This window comes from Shinella sp. GW821-FHT11G07 (assembly GCF_058808115.1).
The window spans coordinates 1-20,814 of the sequence record NZ_JBXARJ010000012.1 but is presented as its reverse complement, the minus strand read 5'-3'; the positions used below and the strand labels follow the sequence as shown (position 1 = coordinate 20,814).

22 protein-coding genes are annotated in these 20,814 nt (G+C 63.0%); 17 read left to right on the top strand and 5 right to left on the bottom strand.

All coding sequences use genetic code 11. From position 1 onward, the window contains the following. Window positions 1-83 precede the first annotated feature (83 nt). The 4 genes from AC1RT2_RS22225 to AC1RT2_RS22210 all read left to right on the top strand — a co-directional run bounded on the left by AC1RT2_RS22225 (window position 84) and on the right by AC1RT2_RS22210 (window position 3,783). Window positions 84-713, top strand: coding sequence for an HAD family hydrolase (locus AC1RT2_RS22225; protein ID WP_493105402.1), 630 nt, complete (start codon window positions 84-86; stop codon window positions 711-713). Next, window positions 710-1,492, top strand: a complete 783-nt coding sequence (locus tag AC1RT2_RS22220) for a DeoR/GlpR family DNA-binding transcription regulator (protein WP_493105401.1) — start codon at window positions 710-712, stop codon at window positions 1,490-1,492. Before AC1RT2_RS22225 ends, AC1RT2_RS22220 begins: the two co-directional genes overlap by 4 nt. Before the next feature lie 72 nt (window positions 1,493-1,564). Continuing rightward, window positions 1,565-2,530, top strand: coding sequence for a glycoside hydrolase family 3 N-terminal domain-containing protein (locus tag AC1RT2_RS22215; protein WP_493105400.1), 966 nt, complete (start codon window positions 1,565-1,567; stop codon window positions 2,528-2,530). A gap of 41 nt (window positions 2,531-2,571) precedes the next feature. Further along, on the top strand, window positions 2,572-3,783 hold the full coding sequence (locus AC1RT2_RS22210; RefSeq protein ID WP_493105399.1) for an MFS transporter: 1,212 nt from the start codon (window positions 2,572-2,574) through the stop codon (window positions 3,781-3,783). A 25-nt stretch (window positions 3,784-3,808) separates the two neighbouring features. On the opposite strand, the gene AC1RT2_RS22205 is transcribed toward AC1RT2_RS22210, so the two are convergent. Both AC1RT2_RS22205 and AC1RT2_RS22200 read right to left on the bottom strand, forming a co-directional pair. Continuing rightward, entirely contained in the window at window positions 3,809-4,870 is a 1,062-nt protein-coding gene (locus AC1RT2_RS22205; protein ID WP_493105397.1) for an aldo/keto reductase, read from the bottom strand. Between the two features lie 82 nt (window positions 4,871-4,952). Next, window positions 4,953-6,038, bottom strand: coding sequence for a LacI family DNA-binding transcriptional regulator (locus AC1RT2_RS22200; protein ID WP_493105395.1), 1,086 nt, complete (start codon window positions 6,036-6,038; stop codon window positions 4,953-4,955). Between the two features lie 196 nt (window positions 6,039-6,234). Here AC1RT2_RS22200 and AC1RT2_RS22195 point away from each other — a divergent pair, with 196 nt between their 5' ends. The 6 genes from AC1RT2_RS22195 (at window position 6,235) to AC1RT2_RS22170 (ending at window position 12,649) form a co-directional block, all read left to right on the top strand. Further along, window positions 6,235-7,257 carry an ABC transporter permease gene (locus AC1RT2_RS22195; RefSeq protein ID WP_493105393.1) on the top strand — a complete coding sequence of 341 codons (1,023 nt, stop codon included), beginning with the start codon at window positions 6,235-6,237 and terminating at the stop codon, window positions 7,255-7,257. A gap of 30 nt (window positions 7,258-7,287) precedes the next feature. Next, window positions 7,288-8,298, top strand: coding sequence for a substrate-binding domain-containing protein (locus tag AC1RT2_RS22190; RefSeq protein WP_493105391.1), 1,011 nt, complete (start codon window positions 7,288-7,290; stop codon window positions 8,296-8,298). 74 nt (window positions 8,299-8,372) lie between these two features. Continuing rightward, entirely contained in the window at window positions 8,373-9,941 is a 1,569-nt protein-coding gene (locus AC1RT2_RS22185; protein WP_493105389.1) for a sugar ABC transporter ATP-binding protein, read from the top strand. Continuing rightward, complete coding sequence (locus AC1RT2_RS22180) at window positions 9,938-10,972, top strand: ABC transporter permease (RefSeq protein ID WP_493105387.1); 1,035 nt, start codon at window positions 9,938-9,940, stop codon at window positions 10,970-10,972. Before AC1RT2_RS22185 ends, AC1RT2_RS22180 begins: the two co-directional genes overlap by 4 nt. A 23-nt stretch (window positions 10,973-10,995) precedes the next feature. Next, window positions 10,996-11,997, top strand: coding sequence for a dihydroxyacetone kinase subunit DhaK (locus AC1RT2_RS22175; protein ID WP_493105385.1), 1,002 nt, complete (start codon window positions 10,996-10,998; stop codon window positions 11,995-11,997). Between the two features lie 4 nt (window positions 11,998-12,001). After that, on the top strand, window positions 12,002-12,649 hold the full coding sequence (locus AC1RT2_RS22170; RefSeq protein WP_493105383.1) for a dihydroxyacetone kinase family protein: 648 nt from the start codon (window positions 12,002-12,004) through the stop codon (window positions 12,647-12,649). Window positions 12,650-12,703: 54 nt separating this feature from the next. On the opposite strand, the gene AC1RT2_RS22165 is transcribed toward AC1RT2_RS22170, so the two are convergent. Next, entirely contained in the window at window positions 12,704-13,768 is a 1,065-nt protein-coding gene (locus AC1RT2_RS22165) for a GlxA family transcriptional regulator (RefSeq protein ID WP_493105381.1), read from the bottom strand. 170 nt (window positions 13,769-13,938) lie between these two features. On the opposite strand from AC1RT2_RS22165, the gene AC1RT2_RS22160 reads away from it, so the two are divergent. The 6 genes from AC1RT2_RS22160 (at window position 13,939) to AC1RT2_RS22135 (ending at window position 19,396) form a co-directional block, all read left to right on the top strand. Next, window positions 13,939-14,820, top strand: a complete 882-nt coding sequence (locus tag AC1RT2_RS22160) for an ABC transporter substrate-binding protein (RefSeq protein WP_493105379.1) — start codon at window positions 13,939-13,941, stop codon at window positions 14,818-14,820. A 69-nt stretch (window positions 14,821-14,889) separates the two neighbouring features. Then, complete coding sequence (locus tag AC1RT2_RS22155; RefSeq protein ID WP_493105377.1) at window positions 14,890-15,642, top strand: amino acid ABC transporter ATP-binding protein; 753 nt, start codon at window positions 14,890-14,892, stop codon at window positions 15,640-15,642. A gap of 10 nt (window positions 15,643-15,652) precedes the next feature. Continuing rightward, a complete protein-coding gene (locus AC1RT2_RS22150; protein ID WP_493105375.1) occupies window positions 15,653-16,312 on the top strand; it encodes an amino acid ABC transporter permease in 660 nt (219 codons plus the stop codon). Continuing rightward, window positions 16,309-16,971 (top strand): amino acid ABC transporter permease, encoded by a 663-nt coding sequence (locus AC1RT2_RS22145; protein ID WP_493105373.1) that lies wholly within the window; start codon window positions 16,309-16,311, stop codon window positions 16,969-16,971. Before AC1RT2_RS22150 ends, AC1RT2_RS22145 begins: the two co-directional genes overlap by 4 nt. Before the next feature lie 21 nt (window positions 16,972-16,992). After that, window positions 16,993-18,183 (top strand): Atu1372/SO_1960 family protein, encoded by a 1,191-nt coding sequence (locus tag AC1RT2_RS22140; RefSeq protein ID WP_493105371.1) that lies wholly within the window; start codon window positions 16,993-16,995, stop codon window positions 18,181-18,183. Window positions 18,184-18,187: 4 nt separating this feature from the next. Further along, entirely contained in the window at window positions 18,188-19,396 is a 1,209-nt protein-coding gene (locus tag AC1RT2_RS22135; RefSeq protein WP_493105369.1) for an FAD-dependent oxidoreductase, read from the top strand. Window positions 19,397-19,461: 65 nt separating this feature from the next. On the opposite strand, the gene AC1RT2_RS22130 is transcribed toward AC1RT2_RS22135, so the two are convergent. Then, the gene (locus AC1RT2_RS22130) at window positions 19,462-19,890 is read right to left on the bottom strand and encodes a MarR family winged helix-turn-helix transcriptional regulator (protein WP_210187420.1); all 429 of its coding nucleotides are present in this window, start codon (window positions 19,888-19,890) and stop codon (window positions 19,462-19,464) included. A gap of 92 nt (window positions 19,891-19,982) precedes the next feature. Between AC1RT2_RS22130 and AC1RT2_RS22125 the strand changes: the two genes are divergently transcribed. After that, window positions 19,983-20,519, top strand: a complete 537-nt coding sequence (locus AC1RT2_RS22125) for an ester cyclase (protein ID WP_493105367.1) — start codon at window positions 19,983-19,985, stop codon at window positions 20,517-20,519. Window positions 20,520-20,583: 64 nt separating this feature from the next. Here the strand turns inward: AC1RT2_RS22125 and AC1RT2_RS22120 are convergent. Beyond that, window positions 20,584-20,814, bottom strand: a 231-nt coding sequence (locus AC1RT2_RS22120) for an alpha/beta fold hydrolase (protein WP_493105365.1), incomplete at its 5' end; no start/stop codon positions are given.

The following is a 20,814-nucleotide window of genomic DNA, read 5'->3' as shown; positions in this document are numbered from 1 at the left end:
ATGCGCGCGTGATGCTTTTTATTGCGCATATATGCCTGTTCGTGCATGATGAGAATCAATTCACGCACAAAAAGGCAAGTTGAATGAAACCGAATGTTGTGGTCTTCGATATCGGCGGCGTCCTGATCGACTGGAATCCCGCTTATCTCTATCGCAAGCTGCTGCCGGACGAGGCGGCCGTGTCGGCCTTCCTGAGCGAGGTCTGCACGTCGGCGTGGAACGAGCAGTTCGATGCGGGCGTGCCGTTTGCCGAAGGCATCGCAGAGCTTGCGGAGCGCCACCCCGAGCGGGCGGCCCTCATCGAAGCCTACTGGCTGCGCTGGCATGAAATGCTGGGAGGCGAGGTGTCCGGGACGGCCGACATTCTCTGGCGTCTGAAAGACGCGGGCGTTCCGGTGCACGCCATTTCAAACTGGTCGGCCGAGACCTTCCCGAGGGCAAAGGAGATCTATCCATTCCTGGGCGCGTTCGACGTTCTCGTCGTTTCCGGCACGGAGAAGCTTGTGAAGCCGGGTGTCGCGATCTTTGAACGTTTTCTGGAGCGAGCGGGTGTGCGCGCCGAAGAGTGCATCTTCATCGACGACAATGCCGCAAACATTGCCGCTGCCGCAGCGCTCGGCTTCCACACCGAGCATTTCCGCACGGCCGAGGCGCTAGAAGTGCGGCTGACCGCGCTTGGACTTCTCGCGCAGGCGGAGAAGGCGAGGGCATGAGTGCGGACAAGGCGGAACTGGCGGGGCTTTCTCCAGAGGAGCGGCAGGCTGTCATCCTCGACAAGGTCAATGCGGCAGGGCGGGTCCTTGCTACCGGGCTCGCGCAGGAATTCGGCGTGTCGGAAGATTCGATCCGTCGCGATCTGCGCGACCTCTCGGATGCCGGCCTGGTGCAGCGGTTTCATGGCGGCGCGGCTCGGCTGGTCACGCCTGCGCTCGACTTCCATCGCCGTGAGACGCTGCATGCGGGAGAGAAAGAGCGTATCGGCCGTGCTGCGGCGGCGATGATCCCGGACGGCGCGACGCTGCTTGTGGATTCCAGCACGACGGTCGTGCAGTTCGTGCGCAGCCTGTCGCCGGCGATGTCGTTGCGCATCATCACGACCGCGGTCGACGTTGCCGCTGCCGCGCTCGACCATCCGCTTGCCGAGGTGATCATGCTGGGCGGCCGCCTCGGCCGGCTGACGCGCAGTGCGACCGGTGCCGGCGCAATCGATGCGATCCGGGCCTTGCGGGTCGACTATTGTGTTCTTGGCACCTGCGGCGTCGACCATGATCTGACGCTCCGCGCCGACGATTTCGAGGATGCCCACCTGAAGGCCGCGATGATCCGGGCTGCAAACAAGACCCTGCTTATGGCGACGGCCGACAAGCTTGGTCAGGCCGCAACCTACGAAGTGGCCCCGATCACCGCCGTATCGGCGCTTTTTACGAGCAGCACGGACGCTGCCATCCTCAAATCCATTCGCGAAACCGGTGTCGATGTCGAAACCGTCTGACAACGCCCGCCCTCTCATCGCACGGAGACAATGATGACTTTTTCACCGGATCAGGACGCCAGGGCGATCCTTTTGCCCGCCTTCGACACGTTCGACTTCATGGATGTCATGGAACCCTTTCTCGAAAAGGGCGGTTGTTCCGTTCTGATCGGGGAAAACCGGGCAGAATATGTCGCGCGGGCGATGTCGGCGGAAAGGCTTGCCGGCGAGACGGCGGATGTCTTTCGCGGTCACATCGCGCGTCTGAAAGCCGTCCGCCCTCAGTTGATCGTTGCCGTGGATCAGGAACTGGGCGGCATCCAGAGGCTTCAGGGGTTGGTTCCGCCACTTCCCTCGCTTGATGAGGCCCATGCTCTTTCCGATGAGGCCCTAGCAGAGCGATGTCGGGTGACGGCTGTGGCTGCGCGCGAACTCGGCGTGTCGATGTTCCTCGCCCCGATCGCCGACGTGATTGACGGCCAGAACGCCTGGCTGCGCGGCCGGACAATGGGGACCTATCCGGAAGCCGTTGCAAGGCTGGTATCGGCCTTCGTGAAAGGTGTCCAGAGCGCCGGGGTCACCGCGGTGACCAAGCACTTTCCCGGTTTCAACGATCTGGAACATGACCCGGCGCTGGTGGATGTTTCCCTGCACACGCCGCTGGATCGACTTCTGCACAATGCGCTGCCATTCAAGGCCGCGATTGCTGCCGGAACGAGGGCGGTCATGACAGGACCGGCGCCCGTTGCCGCAATCGATCAAGAGAATGCCGCCAGCACGTCGCCTGCGGTCATGACGATGCTGCGGGATGCTTTCGGGTTCAAGGGCCTGATTGTCAGCGACGACCTCGACGCTCCGGCCACCATGCGCGGTCGCTCGCTCCTTGAAACCGCCATCGCTGCGGTGAATGCGGGTGCGGACCTGCTGCTCGTGGGAGGAGGGCTGCACCTTGAGGCCCTGTGCGACGGCATTGCCGCGGCGGCTCGATCCGGGCGGATATCGCCGGACCGCCTGGCGGAGGCTGCAACGCGCGTGAGGCGCAATGCTGTCGATCTCTAAGAGAGCGATGGCAAAGATCAGGCACAGGAAACCTTCTTGAAATGGCGTCCACCCCTATCACGATAAGCGGGCTTTGCAGATCGAGCCGGCTACATTGCAATCTGTTCTTCCTTGCCGCCGGCATCGGCATAGGCGCTTGGGCGTCCAGCCTTCCGCTTCTCGCTGCCGACGTCGGGCTGAACAAGGGGCAGCTTGGAACGGTGCTTCTCTGCTTTGCCTTCGGCGCCATCGTCCTGATGATCAATGTCGGCCGCTATATCGACCGGATGATCAGCAACCAGGTGCTGAGCCTCTGCGGCAGCGTGGTTTTCGGTGCGGCCTTTCTGGTCATTCCGTTTATCGAAAATCCGATTGTTCTCGGCGGCTGCGTGTTTGTCGCCGGCGCGGCATTCGGGACGCTCGATGTGGCGATGAACACCGAAGCATCGCAAATCGAGCTGGAGACCGGCCGGCACCTGATGTCGTCCTTTCATGCGGTCTTCAGCATCGGCAATCTTGCCGGCGCATTCCTCGTGGGCCAACTGATCGGCCACGGCGGCGGCCTGCAGGCGTGCCTTGGGGTGGCCGGCCTCCTCGTCGTGGCCCTTGCGCTATCAAGCCGGATGATCGCGACGAAAGCGGCTCATCGATCATCGAGCCTGCACCCCGAAGGCACGCCAGCCACCAGTACGTCGCTCGGCGCCGCACAACGCACCCTCATCTTCGTGCTCGGAAGTATCGCGTTTCTGGCTTTGCTTGCGGAAGGCGGCATGATGGACTGGACGGCGATCTACATGATCGACATTCTCGGTGCATCCGAAAGCCATGGCGCCTATGCGTTTGCCATCTTTGCCGGTGCCATGGCGTGTGGGCGTCTTGTCGGGGATGCCGTGACGCGGCGTGTCGGGCACGTGCCGCTGATCAGGATCGGTGGTGTCCTCTGCGCGATGTCGGTCGCCATTCTCCTATTCGCAGACAGCGCGGTATTGTCCCTGGCGGCTCTTGCGCTTTGCGGCCTCGGCGTTGCGAACATGGTTCCGGCGGTGTTTGCAAGTGCTGGCCAAGTCGGCGGAGCCGCCGCCGGAAGGGCGATTTCCATCGTGACCACAATGGGTTACAGCGGGCTGTTGCTCGGCCCGGCTCTGCTCGGCTTCCTCGCGCAGGCAACCAGCCTTGTCGTCAGCTTCGTTCTGATCATGCTGGCATTCCTGCTCATTGCGGCCGTCACCTTCCAGCTGAGCCATCGCCTGAAACAGCGCCAAGTGGGCCTTTGAGACGACGCCCGGCCGGTTCGGATATTTAAACCAGGCCGAGATCCGAATAGCTGTCGTGCAAGGCCCAGTCGGCCGGGCTGAAACGGTCCTTGGCAAAATTATGCTGGTGCCAGTAGGGGTAGAGGTAGGCGGGGCGGCTAACCCTGTTGAGGGTATCCAGCTCCTCGTCGGTAAGCTTCAGGTCGACGGCGGCGATATTGTCGCGAAACTGGGCTTCGCTGAGGCCGCCGACGACGAGACTTGCCACGGCGGGGCGCGATAGCGTCCAGGCCAGCGATACCTGCGCGACGGAGACGCCGCGGGCCTTTGCAATGACGTCCAGAGCATCGACGATCGTCCAGAGACGCTCTTCGTCACGGATCGGCGGCTCGCTCCAGCCGGCAGCCTGGCGCGAACCGGCCGGTGACCTGTCGCGGCCGAAGGCGCCGGACAGGAAGCCGGCCGCCAGCGGGCTCCAGACCATCGCGCCGAGGCCCTGGTCGACAGAGAGTGGCAGGAGTTCGTATTCGGCCTCACGGGCTTCCAGGGTATAGTGGATCTGCTGGGTCACGAAGCGCGGCAGGTTTTTCGCCTCAGCGACCCCGAGCGCCTTCATGATGTGCCAGCCGGAATAGTTCGAGCAGCCGATGTAGCGAATCTTTCCCTGCTGCCGCAGCGTGTCGAGGGCAGACAATGTCTCCTCGACCGGCGTCACGCCATCCCATTCGTGCATGAAGTAGATGTCGATGTGATCCCGGCGCAGGCGCTTCAGGCTGCGCTCGCATTCGCGGATCAGGTGATACCGCGACAGGCCCTCGTCGTTCGGGCCGTCGCCGATGCGCATGCGCGCCTTCGAGGAGACGAGCACCTGGTTGCGCTTATCGCCGAGCGCCTCGCCGAGAATTTCCTCCGACCGGCCGAGCGAATACATGTTGGCGGTGTCGAAGAGATTGATACCACCATCGATGCAGCAATCGACGAGGCGGCGGGCCTCCTCGACGCCCTGATTTGCGACGCGCGCGAAGGCGCCGACGCCGCCGAAGGAGAAGGTGCCCATCGCGATGGCCGAAACCTTGAGCCCCGAACGGCCGAGTGTCCTGTATTCCATGTGCAAGCTCCTGCGGGAAAGGATGGTCGAATTGGGCGATCGTCAGGCGGAGCGCGGGTAGTGCCCGGCATGCCGGCAGAGGCTACTCCGCCGGCTGCTTGACAGTGTTCGGCAGCCGGTTCCGGGTCGGTTTCCACAGGCCGCGTTCATGGCTTGCCCGCAGGACGAGATCAGCACCGACGAGAATCTTGACCGGTGGCTGCGGCTCTGCGGCAGCGATCAGGTCGTTGAGGACCGTGACGGCGAGATTGCCGATCTTGCGCTTCGATACATCGATCGTCGTCAGGCCGGGCTCCATCGTGGCACTCTGCGGCAGGTTGTCGAAGCCGATGATCGAGACGTCGTCGGGTATGGCAACACCGTGCTCGCGAAGCGCGCGGATAAAGCCGTAGGCGATGATGTCGTTTGTGCAGAAATAGCATTCCGCAAGGTCGAGGCCCGTCGACAGCAGGGCGCGCGTATCGAGATAGGCGCCGTCATAGGTGGATTCCACCGAAAGAATGTCGGCTTCGTTCACCGACAGGCCAAGCCGCGCCATGTTCTTGAAGAAGGCTTCACGGCGCAGGCGGAAGTTCGTCGTATCGACATGGGACGCGACGAAGCCGATACGCTGGAAACCCTGCTGCTGGAAGCGGGACACGACCTTGTAGACGGCGTCCTCGTTGTTCATATCGACGAAGTTGGCATCGAGGACATCGTAGAACGTGTCGATGAAGACGGTCGGCAGGCCGAGGCCCTGGATCAGCCGGATATCGGCTTCCGTCAACTCCGTGCCGAGCGCGATGACGCCGGAAATCGGCGCACCCGCAAGCGATTCCGCAACCGAGCTGATCGGTTGCCCCTCGAAGCTCACGACTTCGAGCGTGTAGTTGCGCCGCGTCGCCTCCGCGGACATGCCGTCGATGTAGTCGGAGATGAAGACGCTGTGGTCGCGATTGACGGTATGGCCGTGCTTGGCGATCTTCAGGAAACGCAGCGTTTCGCCAGGCTCCGCGCTGCTTCTTGCTGCGCGTGGTACATAGTTCAGGCTTGCCACCGCCTCCAGCACGCGCGCCCGCGTCACGCCGGAAATTTCCCCCTTGCCGTTCAGCACGAGCGATACGGTTGCCGGCGATACGCCGGCGGCCTCCGCGATGTCCCTGATGGTCAGTTTTCCCGGTTTCTTCATGCGGAAGTGAAGGCCTTTTTATGCTGCGGCTGCGAACAAGTTTACTAAACGATTTAGGTCGTCTTTGCGAGACCTAGGGCAATTTCAGGGCGTTCGCAACCGATTTGCTGTGCAAACAGGGCTTGTCATCGCAAAAATCCTTTGCTAGCGTTTTAGTGAAGTCAAGGTTTGTTTAGTAAACAAACGGGAGGGGAATATGCGAAAAACCGGCGGACAGCTGGCGATGCTGGCTGTCATAAACGGCCTTCTGCTCGTTGCGGGAGCGATGATCTCCGGCGGCTCCTTCCTGTCGATTTTCAATCTTCAGTCCATGGCAAGCCAGGTGCCGGAAATCGGTCTTCTGGCCATCGGTGTCATGCTGGCAATGTGTGCCGGCAATGGCGGCATCGATCTGTCCGGCATCGCGCTTGCCAATCTTTCCGGCGTGCTTTCCGCCGTCATCGTGTCGTCCTTCGTGTCGGTGAACGACAGCGGAACGGCCTTCAGCCTCGCCTTCATCGCAGGTGCCATCCTCACCGGCCTTGCGGGCGGGGTGATCAATGGCCTTCTCATCTCGCGGCTGAACATCACGCCGATCCTCTGCACGCTCGGCACGCAAATGGCCTTCATGGGGCTTGCCGTTGTGGTATCGGGCGGCAAGGCCGTGATGGTCGGCAGCCCGGCGCTGCTCTCCAGCATCGGCAACGACATGCTGTTCCAGATTCCGATCAGTTTCCTGCTCTTCGTGGTCGTTGCTGGCGTGATCGCCGCGTTGCTGAAGTTCACGCCCTACGGTCTGTGGCTGATGTTGATGGGCACCAATCCCAAGGCCGCAGTCTATGCGGGCTTCCCGAAGAACGGTGTGCTCGTCGCGACCTATGCGATCTCCGGCATGCTGTCGGGTCTTGTCGGCGTCATCATCGCGGCGCGCAACGTCAACGTGAAGTATGATTACGGCAGCACCTACCTGCTCATCGCGATCCTCATCGCCGTGATGGCCGGCGTAAAGCCGGAAGGTGGCTACGGCCGCGTCATCTGCGTCGTGCTCAGCGCGATTGCCCTGCAGCTCATGTCGAGCCTGCTCAATTTCGGCGGCCTCTCCAATTTCGTGCGCGATTTCGCCTGGGGCCTGCTGCTGCTCACCTTCCTGGCCGTCGGCCGGTACGACATCGCGGGCTTCCTGTCGCCGGGTCGCCGCTCTCCAAACCCTTCGGTGCCTGTCCCTCAAACGCCGAAGTGAAATAGCGAGGGAAAATTAGTGGAGGAAAACATGACGTCATTTTCGAAGAAGATGCTCGCGGGAACCACGGTTGCTGCCGTGGCACTCGTTGGTTCCATCGGCACGCTGGTTGCGCAGGAAAAGCCGGTCATCGCCACCGTCGTCAAGATCAGCGGCATTCCGTGGTTCGACCGCATGAACACCGGCGTCGTCGCCTATCAGGAAGCCAACCCGGATGTCGTCGCCAGCCAGAGCGGCCCGGCGACTGCGGACTCCGCCCAGCAGCTCCAGATCGTCAACGACCTCGTTGCCAAGGGCGTCAACGCGCTGGCCGTCGTGCCGATGGATCCGGCCGTTCTCGAAGGCACCTTCCAGCGCGCCATGGAGCGCGGCATCGTCGTCGTCACGCATGAAGCTGACAACCAGACGAACACGCATGCCGACGTCGAGGCCTTCGACAACGCCGATTACGGCGCGGCGCTGAACGAGCGCCTGGCCGAGTGCATGAACAAGGAAGGCAAGTGGACGACCTTTGTCGGTTCGCTCGGCAGCCGCACACACATGCAGTGGGTCGGTGCCGGCGAGGAGAATGCCAAGAAGTATGCCGGCATGGAACTCGTCGATCCGAACAACGAATCCTTCGACGACGCCAACGGCACCTATGAAAAGGCAAAGGAAGTGCTGCGCAAGCATCCCGACCTGAAGGGCTTCCAGACCTCGGCCGGCAACGACGTGCTCGGCGTCGGCCGCGCGATCGACGAAGCGGGCCTCAGCGGCAAGGTTTGCCTCGTCGGCACCGGTCTTCCGAACCCGTCCGCCGATCTTCTAGAATCCGGCGCTATCACGGCGATCGGCTTCTGGGACCCGCAGAAGGCCGGCATGGCGATGAACGCCGTCGCCAAGCTGCTGCTGGAGAAGAAGGAAGTGACCGACGGCATGGACCTCGGCGTCGAGGGCTACAACAAGGTCTCGGTCAAGCAGGGTCCCGGCAAGGGCCTGCTCATCCTCGGCAACGGCATGGTTCTCGCCGACAAGGCGACCTACAAGGAACACATGTTCTAATCCGGCATCCGTCAACCGGTCGGGGGCTTTGTCCTCCGGCCGGAACCGTCCGGCGCGGCAGCGTGCCGGTCAGCATGAGGACAATTTCCGTGGCGGCACAGACAAATCCCGCGCAGCATCCGGCGGCGCTCCTTGAACTCAGGAACATCCAGAAATGGTTCGGCGGCGTCCATGCCCTGCGCGGCATCGACCTGACGCTCCAGCCGGGTGAGGCCTATCATCTGCTTGGCGAGAACGGCTGCGGCAAGAGCACCGTCATCAAGATCATGTCGGGCGCGCATGCGCCGACATCCGGAGAAATCGTCCTTGGCGGCGAAACCTTCGCGTCGCTGACGCCGATCCAGTCGCTGGCCGCCGGCATAGAGACCGTCTACCAGGATCTGTCGCTGCTGCCCAATCTGACCGTCGCCGAAAACGTCGCGCTGAATGAACAGCTGGTCGGCGCCAATGGCCGGCTGGCGCGCCTTTTCGATCGCAAGAGGCTGAAGGAGACGGCGGAAAAGGCCCTTGCCGCCGTCGGGCTTCCGACCGACCGCGCCTTTCTCAACACGATCGTGTCCGACCTGCCGCTTGCCTCCCGTCAGCTCGTCGCCATCGCGCGGGCAATTGCGACCCGCGCCAAGCTCGTCATCATGGACGAGCCGACCACGTCGCTAACGCGCCGCGAGGTCGACAATCTCATCCACGTCGTCGAGCGGTTGCGCTTCGAAAACGTCGCCGTGCTGTTCGTCACGCACAAGCTGGACGAATGTTACCGCATCGGCGGGCATGCCGTGGTCTTCCGCGACGGCCAGTGCGTCGCCCAGGGGCCGATCGAGACCTACAGCAAGAAACAGCTTGCCGAGCTGATGACCGGCCGGTCGATCGATGCGCAGCGTTATCGCACCGGAAAGCCGTCTGATGTCGACCGCCTCAAGGTGGATCGTCTCGTCGCCGATGGCGTGCGGGAGATCAGCTTTTCCGTGAAGAAGGGCGAGATCCTCGGCATTACAGGCCTTGCCGATTCCGGCCGAAACGAGCTTGCCATGGCCTTGACCGGCGTCGTCCCGGCAACCGGCGGCGTGCTGACGCTTGACGGCAAGACCGTCTCCGTGCGCTCGCCTGCCGAAGCGATTCAGCAGGGCATCGGCTATGTGCCGGAGGACCGGCTCGCCGAGGGCCTCTTCCTCGACAAGTCGATCTTCGAAAACGAGATCGCGCTCATCGTCGCGCGCCTCAGCAATTCGTTCGGCGTCGTCGACCGAGAGGAGGGGCGCAGGATTGCTGCCCGCCTTTCCGAAGAGATGCGGTTGAACACCAGGGATATCGACCTTCCCGTCGGCGCGCTGTCCGGCGGCAACCAACAGCGCGTGCTGATCGGTCGCTGGCTGAGCATCGCACCAAAACTGCTCGTGCTGCACGGTCCGACCGTGGGTGTCGACGTCGGATCCAAGGATACCATCTACCGCGTCATCCAGACGCTTGCCGAAGCAGGCATGGGCCTCGTCATCGTCAGCGACGACCTGCCCGAACTCCTTCAGAACGCAGACCGCATCCTCGTCATGAATAGCGGCCGGGTGGTCGCCGAAATGGATGCGGAGCAGGCGACCGAAGACCAGCTTTACAAGGCGATGCTGACCACCATGAAGGAGACTGTGCAATGAGCGCTTCACGGACCGAAGACCTTCACGGGGCCGCGGCGCAGTCTCGTTCCTTCAGCCTTGGCGAACTCGTGCGCCGGCGCCCGGAAACCATCACCTTCACGCTTCTGGTCGCCATCTGCGTGATCGTCACGATCGTGAACCCGGCTTTCCTGCAGCCGTCGACCCTCATCGACATCGGCCGCGCGAGCGTGGTCATGGGGCTTTTCGCGCTCGGCGTCTTCATCATCCTGGCCGCGGGCGGCATCGACGTATCCTTCACGGCGATCGCGGCCTTCACCATGTATTCCATGACCGTGCTGGTGCAAACCTACCTGCCCAACCTGCCGATCGCCGTCGTCATCCTCATGGCGATGTTCGGGGGCGCGGCGCTCGGCATCATCAACGGCCTGCTCGTCCATCACCTGAAGGTGCCGTCGCTGATCGTCACGATCGGCACGCAGTATCTCTTCCGCGGCTTCCTGCTTTCCTTCATCGGCACGGTCTGGATCATGTCGCTGCCGCCGCAGATGGGCGCCTTCGGCCGTATGCCGCTGTTCCAGATCGAAGCTACCAATGGCGCACTTATCACGCTGCCGTTCTACTTCTTCGTCCTGCCCATTGCGGCGGGTGTGACCTGGTGGATCCTCAATCGCACCCTCATGGGGCGCGCCATCTTCGCCGTCGGCGGCAATGCCGATATCGCAAGCCGCCTCGGCTACAGCCTGCGCACCGTGCATGTCTTCCTGTTCGGCTATGCGGGCGCGCTCGCGGGCCTGGCCGGCATCATCCATGTCTGCGCCAATCGCCAGGCCAATCCCTTCGATCTGGTCGGCACGGAAATCAACGTGATTGCCGCCGTCGTGCTCGGGGGGGCGCGCATCACCGGCGGCACGGGCACGGTTCTCGGCACGGTTCTCGGCGTGCTCCTAATCGTCGTCATCAACAGCGTGCTCGTCATGGTCGGTATTCCCAGTACGTGGCAACGGCTTGTCGTCGGCAGCTTCATCCTGTTGGCCGCCGCCTTCTTCGTCACAGGCCAGCGCAAGAAATAACCATCCATTCCCGGAGAAAACCCATGAAGAAGTTCCTGAACGATCCCGTCAGTTTCGTCGACGAAATGCTGGAAGGCATCTACAAGGCGCATCCGGCCGTAACCTACACGGCCGGCGACCTGCGCTGCCTCGTCACGGCGAAGACCAAGCCCGGCAAAGTCGGCATCGCCACCGGTGGCGGTTCCGGCCATCTGCCGACGTTCCTCGGCTTTGTCGGCGATGGCATGCTTGACGGTGCTGCGGTCGGCGGCGTCTTCCAGTCGCCCAGCGCCGAACAGATGTACCAGGTGACCAAGCATATCGATCAGGGCGCCGGCGTCCTGTACATCTACGGCAACTACACCGGCGACATCATCAATTTCGACATGGCGGCGGAACTGGCCGATCTCGACGGCATCGCGGTCAAGCAGGTCGTCGGCAATGACGACGTTGCCTCCTCGGTGGTCGGCGAAGAACACAAGCGCCGCGGCGTCGCCGGCATCTTCTTCATCTACAAGGCTGCCGGCGCGGCTGCTGCCGAAGGCCTTTCGCTCGACGAGGTCACGCGCCTTGCCGACAAGGCGCGGCTGCGCACCCGCACCATGGGCGTTGCCCTTTCGAGCTGTGTCGTTCCGGAAATCGGCCATGCCACCTTCTCGATCGGCGAAGACGAGATGGAAATCGGCATGGGCATCCATGGCGAGCCCGGTATCAGCCGCAAGAAGCTGGCGCCTGCAGATGCCGTCGTCGACGAGATGATGGACCGCATCTTTGCGGAAACGGAGTACAAGCAGGGCGACACCGTAGCCGTGCTGATGAACGGTCTCGGCGGTACGCCGCTGGAAGAGCTCTACATCCTCTTCCGCCGCGTCTCGCAGCTTCTCGAAGCGCGTGGTGTCACGGCCAAGCATGTCTGGATCGGCGAGTTTGCCACGTCGATGGAAATGGCGGGCGCCTCGATTTCGATCTTGCATCTCGACGAGGAACTCGATCGCCTCGTCGCCGCCCCGGCCAACACGCCATTCTTCCAGCACGTAGTCGGGTGACGGCATGACCATGCAGACATTGAACGCAGCCGGCCTGATCGATCTCTTCAAGAGCTGGAAGGAACTTTTTGCCGAACAGCGCGAGTTCCTCATCGCGCTCGACGGCAAGGTGGGCGACAGCGACCTCGGCATTACCATGAGCAAGGCCTTCGCCGCCGCCGCAGAGGCACTCGACGCGGAAGGCGCGGAGGCCGGCATTTCCAAGCTCCTGCGCACCGCAGGCGCGACGATGGCGCGTACGGCACCCTCCACCATGGGCACGTTGACGGCGACCGGTTTCCTGCGCGCCAGCAAGGCCGTCGAGGGCAAGGACGCACTTGGGACGGCGGAGATCGGTGCTTTCTGGCGCGCCTTCCGCGATGGCGTGGCCGAGCGCGGCAAGGCCAAGGTCGGCGACAAGACGCTGCTCGATGTGCTCGACCCCATTGCGGTGACGCTGGAGGCACAGGCGGCAAGCGGCGCGACCCTCTCCGATGCGCTGGCGGCAACGGCGCAGGCCGCCGAGCAGGCGCTGGAAGCCACGAAGTCCCTGGTTGCGCAACACGGCAAGGCGGCTGCATTCCAGCAAAAGACGGTTGGCCTGCAGGATGCCGGCGCAACGGTCGGCTACTTCCTCATCCGTCGCATGGCGGAATTCCAGGCCGGCCGATAAATCGCCAAAAGTGGACGGGGCTTCAAGTCAGAGCGAAGCCCTGTCCGGACGGTTTCATCGGCGACGGTGTCGGAACTCACTCGGTGAGCTTTGGTACTTTTTGCGGAATGCCGTTGCGAGATGCGCTGAATCGGAAAAGCCCGTTTCATGGGCGATCGCGGTGACGGGCAGCACGCTGTTGTCGAGCAGGAAGCGCACGTAGCGCAGCCTTGTCTCCAGAATGAAATGTTTCGGCGTCATGCCGATATGCGCCTGGAACAGGCGTATGAACTGGCGCGGCGACAGGCCGATCGTACCGGCGATGCGCTCGGGCGATACGTCCCGGCCCTTGCGGCTCTCGATCAGCACGATGGCTCTTTGCACGCGGGCATCCCCGACATGTCGGAACGCGGAGGCGCGTTCGTGGTCGAAGGCGCTCATCGTCTTCTGGTCGGTCAGCGAGAGCTGGTAGACGGCCTTCGCCGCGCGGTCCGGACCGCAGTGCTTGCGGATGAGCTCGGTCATCAGGGAAAGCACCGATACGCCCCCCGGCACGGTGATGCGGCCGTCTTCGGCGAGAAAATCGTCCCGGGTTGAAAAAGGCTGGCGTGGAAACGCCACCCGGAAATCCTCCGCATGGAAGGGGTGGATGGCGGCCCTGCGCCCCATAAGCAATCCCTCCTGGGCAAGGACGAAGGAGCCGGTGCAGGCGCCGATGATGGGAACACCGGCGGAAGCGGCGACGCGGAGGTAGTCGCGGTGCGAGGCCGGGGCCGCCTGGAGATGTGGAAGCAGACCGCCGATCACGACGATATAGTCGAAGTCGGTAGGGTTGATGTAGGGCGCGTCGGCGTGGATGCGGATGCCGCAACTCGCTACAGTCGCGTCGCCTGGTTTGCCCATGATCGACCAGCGGCAATGGAGCGGGCGGGAATTGTCCGCGAAATCCGCCGCATGGCGGAGCGGTTCGACGACGCCGGTCAGCGACATCATCGGAAAGGTCGGCCACAGAAGAATGCCGACGGAAATGTCCGGTTTGCGGTCGCGCGCCGCCAGCAGCCTCTCCGTCCAGAGGCTATCCAGCCAGTTGATGTAGTCGGCCTCGGTCTCCGTGCGTGCAAAATCGTCCTGTACAGCCATTTGCGCCCCTTTCGTGGCTACTATGAATGGCCCGTGTCATTTTTCAAAGAAAAAGTCCGTTTTTTAAAATCCAGCAAGTCCCATCAGTGGCAACATCCTTTGCGTTGAATGCAACACCGGTCCGCGAACGTGGCCGGTCAGGGGAACCAATAACTTCAAGGATCGAACAGATGACACTTTCTCTTTCGAGAAGGCTGGTGGTGTGCGCGCTGCTGGCAGGCGGGAGCTTTTCGCTATTTTCCTCCACGACGCAGGCCTTTGAGCTCGCCGAACAGGGTAAACTGACGGTCGCCTTCACCGGCGACATGCCCGGCTCCGGCTGGCAGGACGGCAAGCTGATCGGCTATGACGGCGAGATCATGCAGAAGGTGGCCGAAAAGCTCGGCCTCCAGATCCAGCCTGCGCTGATGGAATGGTCCGGTACCATCGCATCGGTCGAGGCGGGTCGCGTCGACGTGATGCTGGGCACGATGGGCTGGACGGAAAAGCGCACGCAGATCATGAGCCTTTCCGAACCGATCCATTACTTCAAGAACGGCATCATGCAGTCCTCCGGGACGAACTGGGACAAGCTGTCGGATCTCGAAGGCAAGAAGGTCGGCACGATCACCGGCTTTTCCTTCGTGCCGGAGCTGAAGAAGATTTCGGGCCTGGAGCTCTCGCTTTACGACACATCCGATGCCGCCGTGCGCGACCTGATCGCCGGTCGTGTCGATGCCGTCATCGGTGATCCGCCGGTCGTATCCTATGCGATCAAGCAGAACCCGGACTGGAACATGCATTTCCTCGCCTTCACCGATACGAGCTCCGACTTCCCCCTGCTGACGGGCCTCGGGCAGGTGGTCTACGGCTTCAACAAGAAGAACGACGACCTGCGCCAGAAGGTGGACGGCATCATCGCCGAGATGTGGAAGACCTGTGAGATGAAGGCGATCGGCGAGCGCTACGGCCTCTCCGCCGATGTCTGGTACACGCCGGCCGGCGAGAATTTCCGGGCTGGCGTCGACCGCGCGGCGGATTACAAGCTGCCATCCTGCGCTGCCGGCGGCTGATGTGCGATCCGGGCGGTTGCCACAGCGTGGCCGCCGCCCGACGCTCTCTCAATCATAAAGGGGAATGCCATGAACCCGCTGCTGAGCGTGACGGGCCTGACGAAGAGCTATGGTCCGGTCGAGGTGCTGAAGGGCATCGACTTCGACGTGGCTGCGGGCGAAAAGATCGCCCTGATCGGCCCCTCCGGGTCGGGCAAGTCGACCTGCCTGCGCTGTCTAAATTTTTTGGAAAAACCAAGTGCCGGCGAAATCCATCTCGATGGCGAGCGGATCGGCGTTCGCCTCGATCGGCCGATGAACGACCGGCAGCTTGCGCCGCAGCGGGCCGAAATGGGCATGGTCTTCCAGCTCTTCAATCTCTGGCCGCATCTCTCCGTCACGGAGAACGTCGCGATCGCCGCGCGCAAGGTGCGGGGACTGTCGGCACGGGAGGCGCGGGAGCTGGCGCTCGACATGCTCGCGAAGGTGCACATGACCCATCGTGCCGATGCGTCTCCGCTGGAGCTTTCCGGCGGCCAGCAGCAACGCGTCGCCATCGCCCGCGCACTTGCCCAGAAACCTAAGCTGATGCTGTTCGACGAGCCGACTTCGGCGCTCGACCCAGAACTGGTGCATGAAGTGCTGAAGGTGATGGAGGAACTCGCCGCCGAAGGCCGCACCATGCTGATCGTCACGCATGAGATCGCCTTTGCCCGCGACATCGCCGACCGGGTGCTGTTCCTGGATGGAGGCAGGATCGTCGAACAGGGACCGGCGTGTGAGTTGATCCTCTCTCCACGTGAGCCGAGAACCCAGGCTTTCCTCCGCCAGATCCGGCATTGAGGGGCATGCCATGACCGAACCATCGACCTTCATCCTGATCTTGGAAGGGCTTCTCACCGGGGCTGGCGTCACCGTCGTCGTCACGCTGGTGTCCTTGTTTCTGAGCGTATCCCTCGGCTTTGGCCTCGCCCTCGTGCGGCAGTTCGGAAAGCGCCGCGCGCTGCACGCCCTGATCGATGTCTACTGCGAGATCATGCGCAACATCCCAGCGCTGACCCATCTGTTCATCCTCTATTTCGGGCTGGCCAGCATCGGGTTTCGGCTTTCATCCATTACCGCCGGGATCCTCGGCCTGGGGCTGATCGGCGGGGCTGTCACCTGCGATCTGCTCCGGGCGGGCTTTGCGGCCCTGCCGAAAGGCCAGGCCGAGGCAGCACTCGCCGTCGGCTTCACGCCCACCCAGACGATCCTCGATATCCTCACCCCGCAAGCCATGCGCCTCGCGCTGCCGTCGCTTGGAAACTATGCTGTGCAGCTTCTGAAGGACACATCGATCGTTTCCGCCATCGCGGCGCCAGAGATCATGTTCTACGCTCGCTCGCTGGTGACTTCGTCTTTCCAGACCACGCTGATCTACACCATGGTCGCCGTGCTTTACCTCGCGCTCGCCCTGCCTTTGATGCAGGCGATCCGTGTTCTCGAAACCCGGTACGGAAGGCTGAAGGCATGACCAGATTCATCCAGCCCTATATCGACCATGCCGGCGAATGGCTGCCGCTTCTTCTGGAATCGATGGGCAAGACGGCGTTGCTTTCGGTCTCGGCGTTTGCTCTCTCGCTGGTGTTCGGGCTTCTGTTGGCGCTCTGCCGCACCACACGGTGGCGGGCGCTCGAGCGGGGCGTGGTGTTCTACGTCACGGCCGTGCGCGGTGTGCCGCTTCTGGCCATTCTCTTCCTGCTCTATTTCGGACTGCCGGGGATCGGCATCACGTTCGACGCTTTCACCGCGGCCATCCTTGGATTGGCGCTCGCCTTCGCCGCGCAGGTGGCGGAACTGTTCCGCGCCGGCCTGATGGCGATCCCCGCCGGCCAGCGTGAAGCGGCGCTTGCCGTCGGTTTCACGCCCTACCAGAGCTTTACGCTGATCGTATTGCCGCAAGTGGTGCGCATCAGCATCGCCCCGCTCATCGTCACCTTCGTTTCGCTGTTGAAGGATTCCTCCCTCGCATCGCTGATCACGGTGGACGAACTGGTGCTGACGGGCCGCGCCATGGCGACGGAATATTTCCTGCCGTTGCAGATCTATGTCGCGGTGGGCGTCTGCTACTTCCTGATCGCCTGGCCCTTTTCGCTTCTTTCCAAGCGCCTCGCGCCGTCCGCGGCCCGCTAACTTCCATTGAAAGACAAGACAATGACGATTCCTTCCCATGAAGGCCGCCCGACCCGGCGCGCCGTCATCCTCATGACGCCGGATATAGACGATCCGGCCGGCATTCCGACCGAGAGGACCTATGCGGTGAGGGCCAACTATGCAGAGGCGATCAGCGAGGCGGGTGGTGTGCCGCTGATCCTTCCCTATGAAACACATGCGCTCGCGGCAGCACTTGATCTCGCCGATGGCGTGCTGATCACGGGCACGACACCCGGTGCCGAAGGGGTGGCCGAAAGGCGGTCGTTCGAATTGAAGCTCGTCGAACACGCGGTCAATACCGGAAAGCCTCTCCTCGGCATCTGCCACGGCATGCAGCTCATCGGCGAATGGCTGGGCGGCACGTTTGCACGGAGCCTGCCGGCTGAAACCGTCGACCACATGCCGAGCGCGGTGGCGGATCGCATTGCCCACGAAATATCGGTGGAGCCGGGGAGCGTGCTTGCCGACGTGCTCGGCGGTGGCTCGGCCAAGGTGAACAGCCTGCATCAGCATGCCCTGACCGGTGTCGGCCGGTTCCGCGTCACTGCCCGTGCCCGGGACGGGGTCATCGAGGCCTTCGAAGGGGAAACGCCGGGCTTTTGTCTCGGCATTCAATGGCATCCCGAATATCGCCTGACGGATTTCGATCGCGCGATCTTCCGCACGTTCGTGGCGCGGACCGCCGCGCGCGAGGTGAAGGATACGCTTGAGAAAACAACCTGCCGGGTGCGGGCGCGTCTTGCCGTACTCGGCCTTGCCCTGCCCGAGGCGGCCGTGCCGCCCGGTGCTTTTGTCGGCGCGGTCAGGGTCGGCGATACCGTGACGGTATCCGGCCAGGTGGCCTTGAAGGACAAGACCGTTCTCCGAACGGGCCATCTGGGAAACGGTGTATCGCTCGAAGACGGGCGAGAATGCGCCCGCTGGGCGCTTCTCAATGCGCTGGCGCAACTGGAGCGGATCGCCGGGAGGCTCGACCGGGTGAAGGGATTTGTGCGGCTTGCCGGCTATGTGGCCGCAACGCCCGACTTTACGCAGCACGGGGCGGTGGTCGATGGCGCATCGGAATTGCTGCGGGAGATTTTCCCGACCTGCTGGCCGCATGCCCGCCTCGCGGTGGGTGTTGGTTCGCTGCCGCGCGGCGTGCCGGTAGAGATCGAGCTGACAGCGCTTCTTGGCGATGCGGAGGGCTGACGCGATGCACATCGCCGTTATCGGGGCCGGCGTGGTCGGCGTTTCTTCGGCCTATCTGCTAGCGCGGGCCGGCCATCGCGTCACTTTGATTGATGCGGAGGCGGCGCCGGGCAGGGGGGCAAGTGCGGCCAATGCCGGCCAGTTGTCCTGGGCCTATGGCGATGCCATGGCCTCACCTGCCTTGTTGCGGCATCTGCCGGCCATCCTGACGCAGCGTGATCCGGCGTTTCGGGTCCGTTTGCGGCTCGATGCGGATTTCTTGCTCTGGGGTCTAAGGTTTCTCAGCCATGCGCCGTCGCGGCGCTGGTGGAAGAACACCAGCGACATACTTCGGCTTGCCGATGAATCCCGGCGGGAAATGGCGATGCTTCTGACGGAGGCGGGCCTGGCTTTCGACTACCGTGTCGCCGGCAAGCTGCATCTCTATCCGGATGCACCGAGCTTTGCCGCGGCCTGCCCGACCGTTGAACGCAAGCGGCAGATGGGCCTTGACCAGCGCATCCTGTCCAGGGCCGAGGCTGAGGCCGTGGAGCCGGCCCTCAAAACCTATCAGGGCGAGATCGCAGGCGCCGTCTATGCCCCGGACGATGCGCTCGGCGATGCAGCGGCATTCTGCCGGCAATTGACGGACTTTGCGGCCCACAGATATGCCGTCTCGATGGCTTTCGGAAGAAGGGTTGTCGGGTTCGAGCAGCATGCCGGGCGCCTTTCGGCTGTCCGGTTTGCGGATTGCGAGCCGCTGCGGGTTGATGTCGCGGTCGTTACGGCCGGCCCGCTGATCCGCACCCTTACTGCGGCCCTGCCGGAAGCGCGGGCGGTCCAGCCCGTCGCCGGCTATTCCCTGACCGTGCCCTGGCAGCAGGGCGCGCCCCGCGTCAGCCTGACGGATGTGAAGCGCAAGCTCGCCTTCGCGGCGATCGGCGATCGGTTCCGCGTCGCGGGCCTTGCTGATATCGTGACGCCCGGCTCGGGCTTTGCGCAGGATCGCTTCGCAATTCTGCGGGAGACGGCGCGTGCCGTGATGCCCGGTTGTTTCGACCAGGCGGAATGGGCGCAGCACTGGTCTGGCGAGCGTCCGATGACACCATCCTCCCACCCGCTCATCGCCCCCTCACGAAAAATCCGCGGCGTCTACGTCAACGCGGGACATGGCATGCTCGGCTGGACGCTCGCGCTCGGGTCCGCACGGCGTCTTGCCGACATGCTGGCCTGAGGGCTCTGGCATCTTCGGCGGGGCCAAGGCGGAACAGGGGGATCCGCATGACCACCGGCTTTCCGTCAGGTCTGCGTCGACGATTGCGCGACGAGCTTTTCCAGACGCCCGATGACGAGGTCGAGAGTTCCGGTGAACTCTTCCAGCTTTGTGGGGCTTATGCCCTGGAAAAGCGCCTTTGCGAGTTCGCCTGTCTCCCGCTTCAATCGGTCGGTGATTTCTACGCCGGCTGAGGTGAGATCGAGCAGGATCGCGCGCCGGTCGTTCGGATGATCTCTCCGTTTTACGAAACCGGTCTTTTCCAGGCCGTCGATGAGCGTGGTGACGTTGCGGGGTGTGACCTTCAGCGCATCGGCAAGTTCGCGCTGGGTAATGGTGTCCCGGTGCGAGATTGCCCAGAGCGCGGAGGCCCGTGCCCGGGTCAGGCCGCGCTCTTCCAGGCCGCGCTTCATGTCGTCCGACAGGATCACCGTCACCAGGAAGAGACGCGCCAAGGCGATCTCATTTGGCGCAGATGATGTATCATTGTCATTATGTATATTATTCATTATATCGCGATGTGCACTTCTCGATTTAGGAGCTTCGCATGACGATACCGCTTTCCACCCCTCAATCCAACATCGCGCTGATGCGGACGGCCTTTGCGGCGCTCGGCCGCAAGGACGCGGATGCGGTCGTCGATCTGATGCCGCCGGACTTTCTCATCAACATTGCCGGCGTGCCCTATCAGAAAAAGGGAACCGCAACCTGGCGCAAGCACGCCGCACTGCTCTTTTCCGCTTTTCCTGACCTCCAGGTGAGGATCGAGGATATCTTCGCCGCCGAGGACAAGGTTGCCGTCCGGCTGCGCATTACCGGCACCCATGACGGTGAGTTCCTCGGCATCCAGCCGACCGGCAAGAAGGTCGACTACGAGAGCACCGAGATCTACCGCATCGCCGACGGAAAGATTGCCGAGGAATGGATCTGCTCCGACATGCTGACCCTGATGGCCCAGATCGGCGGCCAGGGCCTGTCGATGGGCAAACTCGCTTCGATGTGGCTTGCCGGCTATCGCACGTGGTTCGCGCTCGGCCTTGGCGTCGTTCTCGGCGCCCTCGGCATGGCGCTCGCGTCATTCTGAACGAAAAGCCCCCGGATGTTTCCACCTCCGGGGGCTTTGCCTGTCGTCATCGACCTGTGTCGAATTACTTCACGCCGTTCGCCGCATCCTCGATGATCTTGGCGACGGCCTGGGGTTGGGAGACATAGACGGCGTGGCTGCCGGCCTGGTCGACGGTGGTGGCACCGGCACGCTTTGCCATGCCGCGCTGGGCGTCGACCGGGATCATGTGGTCTTCGGTGGCGACGAGATACCAGCTCGGCTTTTCCTTCCAGGCGGGAACCGTCACTTCACCGGCGAGCGCCTCGACACCCCA

What these genes read in the sequence shown, in the direction of transcription:
- AC1RT2_RS22225 (WP_493105402.1), top strand. Translation starts at nt 84, where the DNA reads ATGAAACCGAATGTTGTGGTCTTCGATATCGGCGGCGTCCTGATCGAC.
- AC1RT2_RS22220 (WP_493105401.1), top strand. Translation starts at nt 710, where the DNA reads ATGAGTGCGGACAAGGCGGAACTGGCGGGGCTTTCTCCAGAGGAGCGG.
- AC1RT2_RS22210 (WP_493105399.1), top strand. Translation starts at nt 2,572, where the DNA reads ATGGCGTCCACCCCTATCACGATAAGCGGGCTTTGCAGATCGAGCCGG.
- AC1RT2_RS22205 (WP_493105397.1), bottom strand. Translation starts at nt 4,870, where the DNA reads ATGGAATACAGGACACTCGGCCGTTCGGGGCTCAAGGTTTCGGCCATC.
- AC1RT2_RS22200 (WP_493105395.1), bottom strand. Translation starts at nt 6,038, where the DNA reads ATGAAGAAACCGGGAAAACTGACCATCAGGGACATCGCGGAGGCCGCC.
- AC1RT2_RS22195 (WP_493105393.1), top strand. Translation starts at nt 6,235, where the DNA reads ATGCGAAAAACCGGCGGACAGCTGGCGATGCTGGCTGTCATAAACGGC.
- AC1RT2_RS22190 (WP_493105391.1), top strand. Translation starts at nt 7,288, where the DNA reads ATGACGTCATTTTCGAAGAAGATGCTCGCGGGAACCACGGTTGCTGCC.
- AC1RT2_RS22185 (WP_493105389.1), top strand. Translation starts at nt 8,373, where the DNA reads ATGAGGACAATTTCCGTGGCGGCACAGACAAATCCCGCGCAGCATCCG.
- AC1RT2_RS22180 (WP_493105387.1), top strand. Translation starts at nt 9,938, where the DNA reads ATGAGCGCTTCACGGACCGAAGACCTTCACGGGGCCGCGGCGCAGTCT.
- AC1RT2_RS22175 (WP_493105385.1), top strand. Translation starts at nt 10,996, where the DNA reads ATGAAGAAGTTCCTGAACGATCCCGTCAGTTTCGTCGACGAAATGCTG.
- AC1RT2_RS22170 (WP_493105383.1), top strand. Translation starts at nt 12,002, where the DNA reads ATGACCATGCAGACATTGAACGCAGCCGGCCTGATCGATCTCTTCAAG.
- AC1RT2_RS22165 (WP_493105381.1), bottom strand. Translation starts at nt 13,768, where the DNA reads ATGGCTGTACAGGACGATTTTGCACGCACGGAGACCGAGGCCGACTAC.
- AC1RT2_RS22160 (WP_493105379.1), top strand. Translation starts at nt 13,939, where the DNA reads ATGACACTTTCTCTTTCGAGAAGGCTGGTGGTGTGCGCGCTGCTGGCA.
- AC1RT2_RS22155 (WP_493105377.1), top strand. Translation starts at nt 14,890, where the DNA reads ATGAACCCGCTGCTGAGCGTGACGGGCCTGACGAAGAGCTATGGTCCG.
- AC1RT2_RS22150 (WP_493105375.1), top strand. Translation starts at nt 15,653, where the DNA reads ATGACCGAACCATCGACCTTCATCCTGATCTTGGAAGGGCTTCTCACC.
- AC1RT2_RS22145 (WP_493105373.1), top strand. Translation starts at nt 16,309, where the DNA reads ATGACCAGATTCATCCAGCCCTATATCGACCATGCCGGCGAATGGCTG.
- AC1RT2_RS22140 (WP_493105371.1), top strand. Translation starts at nt 16,993, where the DNA reads ATGACGATTCCTTCCCATGAAGGCCGCCCGACCCGGCGCGCCGTCATC.
- AC1RT2_RS22135 (WP_493105369.1), top strand. Translation starts at nt 18,188, where the DNA reads ATGCACATCGCCGTTATCGGGGCCGGCGTGGTCGGCGTTTCTTCGGCC.
- AC1RT2_RS22125 (WP_493105367.1), top strand. Translation starts at nt 19,983, where the DNA reads ATGACGATACCGCTTTCCACCCCTCAATCCAACATCGCGCTGATGCGG.